Source organism: Risungbinella massiliensis, from assembly GCF_000942395.1.
GTDB lineage: Bacteria > Bacillota > Bacilli > Thermoactinomycetales > Thermoactinomycetaceae > Risungbinella > Risungbinella massiliensis.
In genome coordinates this window covers 557061-569385 of sequence record NZ_LN812102.1, presented here as the reverse complement: position 1 = coordinate 569385, position 12325 = coordinate 557061, and the positions used below count along the sequence as shown (strand labels likewise).

At 38.8% G+C, this 12325-nt stretch carries 13 protein-coding genes; 8 read left to right on the top strand and 5 right to left on the bottom strand.

Features of this window, described 5'->3' with window-relative positions:
• Positions 1–89: 89 nt before the first annotated feature.
• On the bottom strand, positions 90–866 hold the full coding sequence (locus VJ09_RS03275; RefSeq protein WP_044640229.1) for a DUF2935 domain-containing protein: 777 nt from the start codon (positions 864–866) through the stop codon (positions 90–92).
• Between the two features lie 140 nt (positions 867–1006).
• Positions 1007–2830 carry a glycosyl hydrolase family 28-related protein gene (locus VJ09_RS03270; RefSeq protein ID WP_044640228.1) on the bottom strand — a complete coding sequence of 608 codons (1824 nt, stop codon included), beginning with the start codon at positions 2828–2830 and terminating at the stop codon, positions 1007–1009.
• A gap of 174 nt (positions 2831–3004) precedes the next feature.
• Here VJ09_RS03270 and VJ09_RS03265 point away from each other — a divergent pair, with 174 nt between their 5' ends.
• Positions 3005–3184 (top strand): DUF4177 domain-containing protein, encoded by a 180-nt coding sequence (locus VJ09_RS03265; protein ID WP_044640227.1) that lies wholly within the window; start codon positions 3005–3007, stop codon positions 3182–3184.
• Positions 3185–3391: 207 nt separating this feature from the next.
• On the opposite strand, the gene VJ09_RS03260 is transcribed toward VJ09_RS03265, so the two are convergent.
• Positions 3392–4165 carry a sporulation protein gene (locus tag VJ09_RS03260; protein ID WP_044640226.1) on the bottom strand — a complete coding sequence of 258 codons (774 nt, stop codon included), beginning with the start codon at positions 4163–4165 and terminating at the stop codon, positions 3392–3394.
• Between the two features lie 176 nt (positions 4166–4341).
• Between VJ09_RS03260 and hisC the strand changes: the two genes are divergently transcribed.
• The 3 genes from hisC to VJ09_RS03245 all read left to right on the top strand — a co-directional run bounded on the left by hisC (position 4342) and on the right by VJ09_RS03245 (position 7509).
• The gene (hisC, locus tag VJ09_RS03255) at positions 4342–5433 is read left to right on the top strand and encodes a histidinol-phosphate transaminase (protein ID WP_044640225.1); all 1092 of its coding nucleotides are present in this window, start codon (positions 4342–4344) and stop codon (positions 5431–5433) included.
• A 128-nt stretch (positions 5434–5561) separates the two neighbouring features.
• Complete coding sequence (gene aroA, locus VJ09_RS03250) at positions 5562–6854, top strand: 3-phosphoshikimate 1-carboxyvinyltransferase (protein ID WP_044641556.1); 1293 nt, start codon at positions 5562–5564, stop codon at positions 6852–6854.
• Between the two features lie 181 nt (positions 6855–7035).
• On the top strand, positions 7036–7509 hold the full coding sequence (locus VJ09_RS03245; protein WP_044640224.1) for a hypothetical protein: 474 nt from the start codon (positions 7036–7038) through the stop codon (positions 7507–7509).
• A gap of 48 nt (positions 7510–7557) precedes the next feature.
• Here VJ09_RS03245 and VJ09_RS03240 read toward each other — a convergent pair whose 3' ends face one another.
• The gene (locus VJ09_RS03240) at positions 7558–8967 is read right to left on the bottom strand and encodes an alanine/glycine:cation symporter family protein (RefSeq protein WP_044640223.1); all 1410 of its coding nucleotides are present in this window, start codon (positions 8965–8967) and stop codon (positions 7558–7560) included.
• 156 nt (positions 8968–9123) lie between these two features.
• Between VJ09_RS03240 and VJ09_RS03235 the strand changes: the two genes are divergently transcribed.
• From VJ09_RS03235 to VJ09_RS03225, 3 genes are read left to right on the top strand one after another with little or no spacing between them, the layout of a single operon-like run.
• Positions 9124–9927 carry a hypothetical protein gene (locus VJ09_RS03235; protein WP_044640222.1) on the top strand — a complete coding sequence of 268 codons (804 nt, stop codon included), beginning with the start codon at positions 9124–9126 and terminating at the stop codon, positions 9925–9927.
• Between the two features lie 49 nt (positions 9928–9976).
• Complete coding sequence (locus VJ09_RS03230) at positions 9977–10270, top strand: hypothetical protein (protein WP_044640221.1); 294 nt, start codon at positions 9977–9979, stop codon at positions 10268–10270.
• Between the two features lie 53 nt (positions 10271–10323).
• Positions 10324–10512, top strand: a complete 189-nt coding sequence (locus VJ09_RS03225; protein ID WP_147635421.1) for a hypothetical protein — start codon at positions 10324–10326, stop codon at positions 10510–10512.
• Between the two features lie 67 nt (positions 10513–10579).
• Here VJ09_RS03225 and VJ09_RS03220 read toward each other — a convergent pair whose 3' ends face one another.
• Positions 10580–11215, bottom strand: a complete 636-nt coding sequence (locus VJ09_RS03220; RefSeq protein ID WP_044640219.1) for an FMN-dependent NADH-azoreductase — start codon at positions 11213–11215, stop codon at positions 10580–10582.
• Positions 11216–11365: 150 nt separating this feature from the next.
• Between VJ09_RS03220 and VJ09_RS03215 the strand changes: the two genes are divergently transcribed.
• Positions 11366–11767 carry an RNA-guided endonuclease InsQ/TnpB family protein gene (locus VJ09_RS03215; protein WP_082050378.1) on the top strand — a complete coding sequence of 134 codons (402 nt, stop codon included), beginning with the start codon at positions 11366–11368 and terminating at the stop codon, positions 11765–11767.
• Positions 11768–12325: the final 558 nt, after the last annotated feature.

Sequence of the window (12325 nt, the reverse complement as noted above, 5' to 3'; positions counted from 1 at the left end):
GATATAAATAAAATAAATCAAAAAAAGCTAGTCTTCGTACACTAAACGCGAGACTAGCTTTTCTGTTGTAGTTTTTTCATAAAATCCTATCAATCCATCTTCCTGATTGGGCTGCATTTTGGATCTTCCACTTCAGATACTTGAGCTAATTTTGTTAAATAATAACATTCCTCTCGATACATATGATTGGCTAATAGTGGGTTTAGCGTTGATAACATTTCTTTACTTAGACCAAGTTCTTCGATTTCATGTAAGAAATTCATAAACAGATTGATTTCTAATTCCACTTGTTTATTGAATCGCGATAGAGCAGGAAACTCACTTAGATGGGTACGTAGGTAGCCAGCTAACTCGATTGCTTTGATATAGAAATCCTCAAATTGGTTGCCGAAGTATTGGCTCTTTTCAAATAAGTCTTTTTCTGTTCCATCTAGATTGCTCCTAATACCTACTGCGTGTCCAGATGCGTCAGGAAGCCAGAGGAGATGATGATGGAGTGGATGTAATGTTGGTGGTTCCTTTCCATCCATTAGATAGGGGAGAATTCGTAAATATTCTTCCACTTCATTCACCATATGATTGATAAAAGTAGGAGTTAAGTGAAAATCAAATTTTTCCGTCAGTAGACGGCGGAGTAAATGAAGTTTAAACTTCCTTAATTCAATGGCGGACTCGTAGGAGGTGGTGAGATCCTTCAAACCTTCTGCACTATCCAATTGTTCAAAGAGATGCAAAAAATGTTTGGCACGCTTTATTTCTTTTTTCTCTTTGGGGGATAATGAATCGAGAATAAATTGGCTATGATCTCGTAAAACAGCAATCCAAAAACGCTGTTCAAATTCAAGTGCTTTTTCAAATTGTTCCATCAACTCACTCCGTTTAGCATGGTTTTATGATTAAATTGTATTTAAGTATGCAACCGGTTATTACATTTATCGGTAGTGGTGAAAGCATTATTTAGAAAATAATAAAAAAGATAAAACTCCCATAAGGTAGGGGAGTGAAATTAATGTCTTACTTTCATATGAAATGCGATGTTCTCTAAATCTATCAAACCAAATGTTGGATCATAGAGTCGTATTTTGACTGGCTTTTCTGATATAACAACAGGTATGTTTACTTTTGGTGTAGAGGTTCCTGAAGATCTGGGACTGACGAAAATGGATGGATTATCAGCAAAAATTCCCGTCTGTGGGAATGTTAATTCTCCAGATGTTCGATTGTAAGTTGGAGCTGTTGTACCTAGTACATAGGACCAATCAATGATAACACCGTTCATTTTTGCTTTGATTTGTGCAGAAGAGGAATCGTAGTAGATGTTAAGGGAATATTCCTTCCCGCCCCTGATCCCACTTGCTGTTTTTGGAACTCTAGGGAACAATCGGTATGTTGTTTCCGTGAATTTTCCATCGGCTTGATGAATACCATTTCGGAAAAACGTATCTTCATACGTAATATCGTAACAAGTATGGTCAAAATCAAAATCAAGCGGCAATGCAATGGTACTATATTTGCTAAAGTTACCAGGATCGCTTGGAGATAAAACTTTTCCCTCTTCTACATGTGTATACACGCCATTCAGTTTGACATTTCGGGTATTTCTACCTTGGATCAATGTTTTTGTATAATGTCTTACCCCGATTGTACCGATTTCTACGTTTTTGCAATCTGTCATGTTGACAATGAGACCTTCCACACGCTCAGGATAAAGGGCATTTATCTTGACACTGTTCACATGAGTCAAATAAATTAGGCTAAAGTTAGGGCATAAATGCATTGCTTTACCTGCTACTAACACCTCTTTAATGGTAAAGGCTTCTCCTTTTCGGGCATAGATACCATATTGGCAACTTTTTGCCATATCATAACCATTGATGTTTTCAAAAGTAGAGGCGTCACCTCTTTGTATCTCTAACCAGCTTGTGCCCATATCCCGAAAACACAAACGTCTAAATACGCTTTGGTCACAATAATTATCTTTTCCTAGAACCTTTGGTGGTTGATAAACTCCTTTATCTAATTTCCAGAACAAACAGTTTTCTAGGGTGATACTAGCATATCTCATTTCAATAGCGTTGGTAGCAGTCGTAGATGCTGTCACAGTTGCATACTTCGAGTCTGTAGTCCCACTTCCATAAAATGCGATATTTCGGACAGTAAAATTTCGATATACTCCACTTACCATCACTTCATTTTTTGCTGTGAAGTTCACCGCGATAATATTTCCGCGATTTGTTTTGATCAATCTTGTCACATTACGCTTTTCAGCGTTATATAAATCAGAAAAGATGGGTATTGCTCCCTCGAAATGTAGGGGTGAATGAATTTGGTTCGGATTGTAATCATCCTGATGAACGTAGATCGTACCACTAATTAAATAATCTCCTGCAGGAAAATAAAGAGTACCACCACCGTTTTTCATCAGATGAGCAACTGCTTTTTGTATAAAGGGGGTATCGTTTTGTTTTTTATCACCTTTTGCTCCAAACCATTTCACATTCAAGCGACTTTCAGGGATGATTAGGTGGGCTTGCAAGCCATTTTGTAATGTGATGACAGTGGCATCATCGTTTGGTAGAGTGGTCTTTTTAATCATATAACTAGCTCCACCTGAATCGCCTTCTAAGTGATATCCAAACGTGATGACACAATCGCCTTCTACATAATTAGTTTGTTTCATTGTAGCAACAGTGTTCGTTAGGTGATCGTTACCAGAACTTGTAGTAGATTCGGTAGCATGAACGGAGGAACGGAAAGGCACAAGGGAGCCAGCTACACCAACCAAACCAAGGGAGCCTATTTTGATAAATTTACGTCTATTCAGTTTCATAAATGTATTCCTCTCATTTGTTATCTTTTATGTTGCTATATAGTTCGTTTTTGTTAGTTTAGCACAATATTTTTATTAGGATCGAACATCGGAACATTAATATAATTCTGTTTTTGGAGCTTTCCTATCGGGTACTATTATGGAAGAATTTTTTATTGGAGGAGGAAGATTTCTGTGTTTGAATATAAATTTATTCGCCTTGGAGTAAAAATATTTGGTGGGGTAAAAGAGGATTATCAAGCCATAATCGAAGAACATGCACGCCAAGGATGGAGACTCGTACAAATTTTTGCACCCAGTAGTGGAGGGAATTCACACTATTATGAAATAATATTGGAAAAACCAAAAAACTAATACTGTTTTAGAAGTAGCTAATAAAAAATAGCTATGTTAAATAACTCTGTTGATATTTTCTACAATGTTTATCCTTTTTAAATATTTTCAACTCAACAATTGGGGTCTTTATTTCATTAAATCAACATTATCCATTAAGATATCTAAAAAAAGAAGTAGATGAAAAAAGGAAGGCGTCACCAAATGGTACGCCTTCCTTTTTTCGTACTATCCACTAATTAATCCTTTTGATTTCTCAATAATAAAGTTGCGAATGGTTTGTTCGGCAGTCTCAGGTGTGGCTAACTGGCTAGAAGTGAAGGAAAAGTATCCTTTGCGTTCGTCTAGGTCTAATTGATCTGCTAAAAACCCTCCCAGTCCACGGTTTCTCTTATCTAATTCAAAGTTGCCGCTGACATGGCTTTGTGTATTGCCAGGTTGGTACATAAAGACGATCTCATCATATTCTCCTGCTAACCAAGATGTAGGGCGGAACTGGACAATCTGAGTGTCACGTCGCTGTCCTGTATAACCTTCTCCAAAGTGAGTAAACCCAAGACGAGAAAATCCTTCAAAAAAGTTTTTTTGCAATCCATTTGGTAGCACTGTTACGTAATCCCGATCTTTCGCGTCTACTCCAAAATCGATTTCCAAACTGGTCTGAAAATAATAGCCTGTCGTTACAGAGCTAACTGGGATCCCATGAGGACATGTAAAGTGAAATGGGTATTCACGTTGTTCCCTAGGTTGTAAGACAAATTGATCTCGCGTAATGGGGATGTCCGCTACTTTTTCATCCACATGAACAGTTTGATCCCCATTGCTATAACGAGAAGCGACACGAAATCCGACAGATAAGCCGTCTACTTTTTGTTCTACGTCGCCCCCTATTACATGAATATGTCCAGTTATGGTCTCCCCCATGGTAAGTTGGGATTGATCCAACATAAGATCGATTTTGGCATTACCTACTCCAATAGAAGCAAGAAATTTCTTCAGCATTCATTTCCCTCCTCCACTATATTGTATCATTTCCCTTTTTTGGCTTCTCATTTTTTGAAATGATGAGCCAAGAAACTTTCGATATTGATAAATTAATAAAATTAAATTATAGGAAATATGCTGCTAACTACTGTAAGATAGGATTATTATTATTTTAAAGAGGCAGGTGGCTTCCCTTGCAATCAAAAAATTCTATCCAAGGGCTTGGTGTATACCAACCAGGAAAACCAATCGAAGAAGTAAAACGAGAGCATGGCTTTGAAAAAACAATAAAATTGGCATCTAATGAGAACCCATTCGGTTCTTCCCGTTATGTATGGGAAGCGATCGAGAAAGCAAAATTTGATTTAGCCCTCTATCCAGAAGGCGATGCACCTCTATTGAAAGAGAAAGTAGCAGAACAAGTAGAAGTCGACCCGCGCCGTCTCATCTTTGGTAATGGATCAGATGAAGTAATTCGGTTACTCACCAGAGCATACCTAGAAGCAGGCGAGGAAGCGGTTATGGCGGAGCATACTTTTCCTCGTTATGAAACCAATGTACGGATCGATGGAGGAGTGCCAGTAAAAGTACCTCTACTGGACGGTAAACATGATCTCCAAGGTATGCTTGCGGCCATCACAGAAAAAACGAAACTGGTCTTTTTATGCAATCCAGATAACCCCACTGGAACCATTTTTCATGAGGCGGAGTTACAAGCCTTTTTAGATGAAGTACCACCACAAGTGTTGATTATCTTAGATGAAGCTTATGTGGAATACGTAGACGATCCAGATTATCCAGATTCTATATCACTATTGGATTACAATCCACAGATCGTGATCCTTCGAACTTTTTCCAAGATATATGGACTAGCAGCGTTACGTGTTGGTTACGGAATCGCTCATCCAGATGTAATCCAAGAGTTACAAAAAGTACGAGACCCATTTAATGTGGGGCGTCTTTCGCAAATTGCAGCGATCGCAGCGATCGAGGATCAAACATTTGTGAACTATTGTCGTATCCAAAATCGCATGGGGCTAAAAGTGATCAAAGAAAAGCTCACTGACTTGGGTCTGCGCTACTTAGAGCCACACGGTAACTTTATCTTGTTTGATACAGGTCGTCCGTCTGAAGAAGGCTTCCAGGCATTACTCAAACAAGGAATTATTGTTCGTCCAGGTAATCTCCTAGGTTTCCCAAATCATTTGCGGGTTAGTGTGGGGACAAGGGAGGAAAATGAAGAGTTCCTCAAAGTGCTGACCAATTGGATCCAGGTATCCGAATAGTAGTCTAAACGGAGAAAATCTGGATTTGGGGAGTGACCCAGTCAGAAGGAACAGAACAAGTCTTATCCAGATTTTTGAAGTGATAGACTCAATATAACTGTTGGAAAGAAGGAACTTCATTGCAACAAATCACGACTTTTCCCGTCTCAGAATTTGAGTGGAGTGGAATAGTACCAGGAGATAAATCTATTTCCCATCGGGCTGTGCTATTGGGCTCTATTGCACATGGAATGACTACAGTTCAAAACTTTCTCGCAGGAGCAGATTGTTTGTCCACTATTCGTTGTATAAGGCAATTAGGAGTCAAGATCGAACAAATTACAGATACCGACTTAAAAATACATGGAAATGGAATAGAGGGACTGCAAGAAGCTACTCAACCAATGGATGTTGGTAATTCCGGAACGACAATTCGCCTTTTAATGGGACTCTTAGCAGGTGGAAAGGGACTGTCTGTGTTAACGGGTGATACCTCCATTGCACGACGACCAATGGATCGAGTAGTCCAGCCACTTCTTAAAATGGGAGCAAACATTTTAGGTAGAGGACAAGGGCGGTTTGCTCCGGTTGTAATCCAAGGTGCTTCGCTCAAAGGCATTCATTACCCAACCCCCATAGCTAGCGCACAAGTCAAATCTGCGATCCTGTTAGCTGGATTACAAGCAAGTGGAATAACATCTGTTACAGAACCAGCGAAATCTCGTGATCATACTGAACGGATGCTAGGTTCTTTTGGAATAGACCTCACCACTTCTCATAAAACTGTTTCGATAATGGGTGGACAAACTCTTCAGGGAACTCATATTTGCGTACCAGGTGATATTTCATCCGCTGCTTTTTTATTTGCAGCATCTGTAATAAAGCCAGGAAGTAAGGTGACGGTTGAGTCGTTAGGGCTCAATCCTACCCGTACAGGCATATTGGACGTTTTGTCTCTCATGGGTGCAGAAATTACAATAGAATGTATGGAAAATTGGGGAGACGAGCCAGTAGGCAAGGTTACGATACAGACAGATGGGCTTAAAGGCGTGGAAATAGGAGGAGACCTGATCCCTCGGTTAATTGATGAACTTCCTATTTTAGCAGTAATCGCGACACAAGCAGAAGGAACAACTATTATCCGTAATGCAGAAGAGTTAAAAGTGAAAGAGACCAATCGCATCTCGGTTATGGTGCAAGAACTTCGGAAATTAGGTGCTCAGATTGAAGAGACAGAAGATGGAATGCGGATTGTAGGTCCTACGCCACTTAATGGAGGACTTTGTCATAGTCATGGAGATCATCGGGTGGGGATGGCGTTGGCAATTGCAGGACTAGTGGCAAATGAACCTGTAACCATACAAGGAGCAGAGGCAATACAAGTCTCTTTCCCAGCGTTTGCTTCTTTTTTAGAGGAGATTCAATCTTCTTCAAAAAAATAAATTGACCAACCATATATTTCCAAATATAATAATCGTACAGTATGGTTTCTCTCCACTCCTGTCCTTTGTCCGCATAATCGGACAGTGACTGTTGGCTTTCGAGTCAACAGTTTTTCTTTTGTATATTGGTTCTGCTTTTCCTTCTCCATTCATAGTTTGTTCTTAGCAGGAGGGTTGTCTAATGAAGTCCTATACTCGTTTCTGGTTGGAGTGCTCATTGGTACTCGCCAGTCTCATCAGTTTAAAAACATGGGTCTTTCCCTTTTTCATATCGATTTGGTTCCCAACCAATGATCTTGCAAGTCTGATGATGGAGTGGACAGTGATCATGACCGGGATTGTCACCCTGTTTCTCTATTTTAGCTTAGGTTCTGTAGCCAAGCAGGTCTATCGTTTTCGCTCCAACGAAGCTTCATTGGTACTTGCTGTTTTACATCTACCACTATTTTTTCCATTGTTAGGTGTCTTCTCAGATGAATGGCAACGTCTATTGACGGACTTATTTTCTTTATTTTCTTTTAATCTTCTAGACTGGCCTGGCTCCCAGATCTGGATTTGTTGGTCTGCGTTTTTGCTAGGAAGGAAAATCAAAATCATGGAGAAGGAAAAAAACGTGTTTTCGGATAAAGTAAAACAAGAAGCAGAAATGAATTAAAAAAAACGCAGAACTCTTTGGGAGAGTTTGCGTTTTTATGTGTGGTATCTATTTCTTTTTCCAAACATCGAGATTTTGCTTCTGTAATTCAGGGAAATTTTCTATCTCAAAAACTGGATCTTTCCCTAATTTTCGCTGACGATTGTAATCTTTTAAAGCAGCAAATGCATGTTTACCCAAGAGGAAAATAGCAATCAAGTTAATTAACGCCATTGCACCCATAAAGAGATCGGCCAGATCCCAAACTAACTGAACTTTGGCAACGGAGCCAAATAAGATCATTCCGATTGCTGCAACACGATATAGTACTACCCAGCCTTTTTTTCGTCCTAGGAACTCAATATTGGTTTCACCGTAGTAGTAGTTTCCAATTAAGGTAGTAAAGGCAAATAGGAGAATTGCACCAGCGATAAAGTAAGAAGCCCATGGTCCAATCTGGGAGCTTAGTGCAGCCTGAGTTAAGGAAATACCTTCTGAACTGTTTTGGAGATCCACTCCGGAGAAGAGGACGATAAAAGCGGTAGAACTACAGACTAGTAGGGTATCGCTCAATGCACTGAGTGCTTGAATAAATCCTTGTTTTACTGGGTGTGAAACGTTTGCAGTTGCTGCTGCATTAGGTGCCGATCCCATTCCAGCCTCGTTGGTAAAGAGACCACGTTTGATGCCTTCTAGCATAGCAGCACCAACTCCACCACCTGCGATCGCTTCTAGTCCAAAAGCATGGGCAAAGATACTAGAGAAAACACTAGGAATAAGGGTAATATTTTTCAGCATGACGAACATAGCAACTGCAATATAGACAATCGCCATAGCCGGAACGATCATCTCTGCTGTCCGAGCAATTCTTTTCACTCCACCAAAGATAACAATTCCAATAATGATGGCGATCACAATTCCCATGGTAGCACGATCGATTCCAAATGGTTGAAAGGCGAGGGTGATTGTGTTGGCTTGTACTGCATTAAAGACCAATCCAAAACTCATTGTAATGAGAACAGCAAAAGTTATACCCATCCAACGTTTGTTTAGCCCTTTTTCCATATAATAAGCAGGTCCACCACGGAAGGTTTCTCCATCACGCACTTTATAGATCTGAGCTAAGGTGCTTTCCACAAAAGCAGATGCACTACCAATAATGGCAATCAGCCACATCCAAAAAACAGCACCAGGTCCACCGAGGGAGATTGCCATCGCTACCCCAGCTAGGTTCCCTACACCGATTCGTGAAGCAGTACTAATACTAAAAGCTTGAAAAGAAGAAACTCCTTCTTTTTTACCAGATGATCGGAACCCATCTGACATTTGTCGGATCATTTCTCCTAGTTGTCGAAATTGGACAAAACGCAAACGTACAGAGAAGTAGAGTCCAACTCCAATCAGAATGGCGATTAAGAGATAAGTCCAGATGATATCGTTGATCGAAGCCACATACTCACTTACTTGATCCCAAAACAAATGGATTCCTCCTTTGAATTGATGTTAGAATTTCTGACATATAGATAGAACCTTTTTGTTTATAACATAAATATAAAATTTTTACTATAAAAAGGGATGAATATAAAAAATTCTGATGTTTCATTTACTGAATGTGAAGAAGAGAGGGAGGCTTTTATGCAAAAAGGATATTTGTTCGGTCTGATAATCGGGATTTGTTTTATTCTAACAGGTTGTGTGCAGTCCGATTTACATCTTACAGTACAAAAAAATGGAAGCGGTTTAATCATTTGGAATATTAACACTAACAAGTGGATTTGGCCTGAATTTGAAAGGTTTAGTACAGTGGATGGAGTTAAGTTGGAGGAACAATTAAAACAGAAGGGTTTTCAAGTAGAACGTGTTACTACAAACAATAGCATTGGTTTTCAGGCTAAAAAGGAAGTGCCAAATTTCCAAAAGGAATTTCATAATTTAGATTTTCAAACTGGTATTTCCCAAGTAGGAGGGGCAACACAAGTTTTGACACCTAGCTCCAATCCAAATCCATTTCTGGATACTCTAGTAAAACAAGTTCGCCGAGGTTATTCGGAAGAGCGATCTATATATACCACTACTCCAAAATTAGATACAACAATTGAACTAACCGATTCAAGGATAACTAGTAGGGAAAAGGCATTGATCCGAGCTTTTACTGATCAGATGCGATTTCGGCTGCTCCTTACCTTACCCGTTTCCCTAACAGAACATAATGCAGATCAAATAATAGAATCAAAGGAAGAACAAACCTATATATGGAACCTTCGTTATGCCGAACCAAAACGAATTTTGTTGAGCAAGCAGGTGCCGAGCTTCTTATATCCGGGGACATGGGTGAACTGGGCTGTTTGGATCGGAACTGCTATGGGGATATTCCTTTTGATTGGTTTAATAGTCTGGTCAGTTACTAAAAAAAAACTAGTTCGTAAAGAAATGGATTGAAATACATTTACCGAATTACATAATACCTTTTTTGAAATGAGGAATTTATATGATTCACCGGTTGCGAGAGTTAATAGAATCAGAACAGTTAGTAGAAATCTATACGGATTTATCAGATATTAGTACATGCTATCTTGGGAAAGTATTGAAAGTATCTGAAGAATACTTACTGTTAGCAGCTATCTCTCGTCATGGAAAATATGATGGGTACTCCTTGCATAAAGTTGAAAATGTTTTTCAAGTGAATACAGATAGTCAATACATCCAAAAAAGAGTGCAAAAATTATATACATTAGAAGCACCAAATCATATTCGGTTTGACGTGAAAATGAAAACATGCTAATAGCTTTTCTAGAGTTTATACAAAAACATAAACTTATAATTTCAGTGGGAATTGTGGATAGTCACGAAAAAGATGTAATCGGCTTTATACAGGAGAAAGAAGAAGATCTTATTACGATCGCAGTGGTGGACAACTTTGGAGAGCCGAATGGAGAAGCTTATATTAAATTAGAAGATATTAATTGGATCTCGTGTGATGATCAAGACGAAGCTTGTTTAAAAATCCTGTACAACGAGAATTAAGCTAACCTAACAAAATAAAGAAAAAAGAGACTACTCATATGCGAGTTTAGTCTCTTTTCTATTTACTCTAGAATGTTTTTGCCATTTCTTTCGCTTTTTGAATGGCTTCTTGCTTGATACTTTCTGCTTTCTCTGGCATTGCAGCCATTCCTTCTACGAATAGTCGATCAAAAGATGGAACTCCGATAAACTGCATTATTTTCCCTAGATAGCGGTTGGTTGTTTCCATTTCAGCCGCGGGACCAGAGGAGTAGATTCCACCACAAGCTTGAATATGGAACGCTTTTTTGTCTGTTAAAAGACCGACTGGGCCATTTTCTGTATATCGGAATGTTTTTCCTGCTACACAGATTGCATCAATATATGCCTTTAAAACGGGAGGGAAAGCAAAGTTCCACATTGGGTTGACAAACACGTATTTATCGGCTGCAATAAATTGAGCGCATAACTCATTAAGACGTGATACTTTCTTTTGTTCCTCAGCTGATAAATGTTCGAGTTCAGAGTCCTTCGCTAATTTACCCCAACCAGAAAAAACATCCAAGTCAATAGCTGGAATGTACTCTTTGTACAAATCGATATGGATTATTTCATCATTTGGGTTGGTCTCTTGATAAGCAGTGCAAAATTCTTTTCCAACAGACAAACTAAAAGATTGATTTTCTTCATTTGGGTGAGCCGTAATGTACAGTAATTGTGCCATTTATGATCCATCCTCAAGTATTAGTTGAAGTACTAAGATTAATTTAGAATGTGATTTAATCAAAAAAATATACTTTGTACACACTGATATTCTGATATTAAAATAATCGGAATATAGGAAATATAGAGTAATAGCTAATAGCTTCCTTGTATTTNAAATCAAAGAAAAGACATTGCCCATAAAATTAGTAGGTATCTAGTAGATCGCTATGATCTAATTGCCTTTGAAGATCTGAATATCAAAGGAATGGTCTTGAATCACAAATTAGCCAAAAGTATTGTGGATGCTGGATGGAATCAACTTGTACAGTTCACTTCCTACAAAGCAGAATATGCTGGTAAGCAAGTAATACAAGTGGACCCATACAACACGTCTCAGGCTTGCTCAAAATGTGGTCAGATCGTAAAAAAAGAACGAAAAGATAGAGTCCATAGTTGCTCTTGCGGTTATACAGAAGATAGAGATGTAAATGCGGCAAGAAACATACTACATAAAGCAGTTGGACATGTTCCAACGCTAAAATGCGGACAGTTAGAACTAAACCTAATATAGGCATGGAACGTGCCTTCGTGGAGAATGCGACGTTGGTCGATTCAATGAATCGAGAAGCTCGCCATTTCAATGGCGATGTAGTTCACGTCAATAAATTCAAACCAAATTTACAAAAACGTAACTGCTCTAAATATATAATGGAATAAAGAAGACACAAGTGTGATTAAATAAGGTTAGTAAAAATTTTCATTTTTTATTAATTTATTAATAGAGATTATTATCAATCTCTTCAATGACTATTAGAGACTTAGTAATGGAGGATGTGCATGACGCACTTGGCAGAGCAGAAAAGAAAATATGGCACATTAACGGAGTTTGAAATCCATTAAGCTCTTTCTCAGTTGTTTATGGGGGAAAGGGGAAAGGGAGCTTGGTTAGAGTTACAAAGGGTGGACAAAGAAGTTGGCTGGACAGAAGAAAGGATTCTTGATTATCAAATCGCTACTCACTTTGGTATTACAAAACTTTGCTAACTGAAAGCCCACGGTTTCAATCGTGTGATGAGAGGCAGTGTTACTCTGTGTCCCCTTTTTGGGATGCTTAGAGAGCAACTAATTT

Coding starts and splice junctions, on each gene's coding strand:
- VJ09_RS03275 (WP_044640229.1), bottom strand. CDS start 866: ATGGAACAATTTGAAAAAGCACTTGAATTTGAACAGCGTTTTTGGATT.
- VJ09_RS03270 (WP_044640228.1), bottom strand. CDS start 2,830: ATGAAACTGAATAGACGTAAATTTATCAAAATAGGCTCCCTTGGTTTG.
- VJ09_RS03260 (WP_044640226.1), bottom strand. CDS start 4,165: ATGCTGAAGAAATTTCTTGCTTCTATTGGAGTAGGTAATGCCAAAATC.
- VJ09_RS03245 (WP_044640224.1), top strand. CDS start 7,036: ATGAAGTCCTATACTCGTTTCTGGTTGGAGTGCTCATTGGTACTCGCC.
- VJ09_RS03235 (WP_044640222.1), top strand. CDS start 9,124: ATGCAAAAAGGATATTTGTTCGGTCTGATAATCGGGATTTGTTTTATT.
- VJ09_RS03230 (WP_044640221.1), top strand. CDS start 9,977: ATGATTCACCGGTTGCGAGAGTTAATAGAATCAGAACAGTTAGTAGAA.
- VJ09_RS03220 (WP_044640219.1), bottom strand. CDS start 11,215: ATGGCACAATTACTGTACATTACGGCTCACCCAAATGAAGAAAATCAA.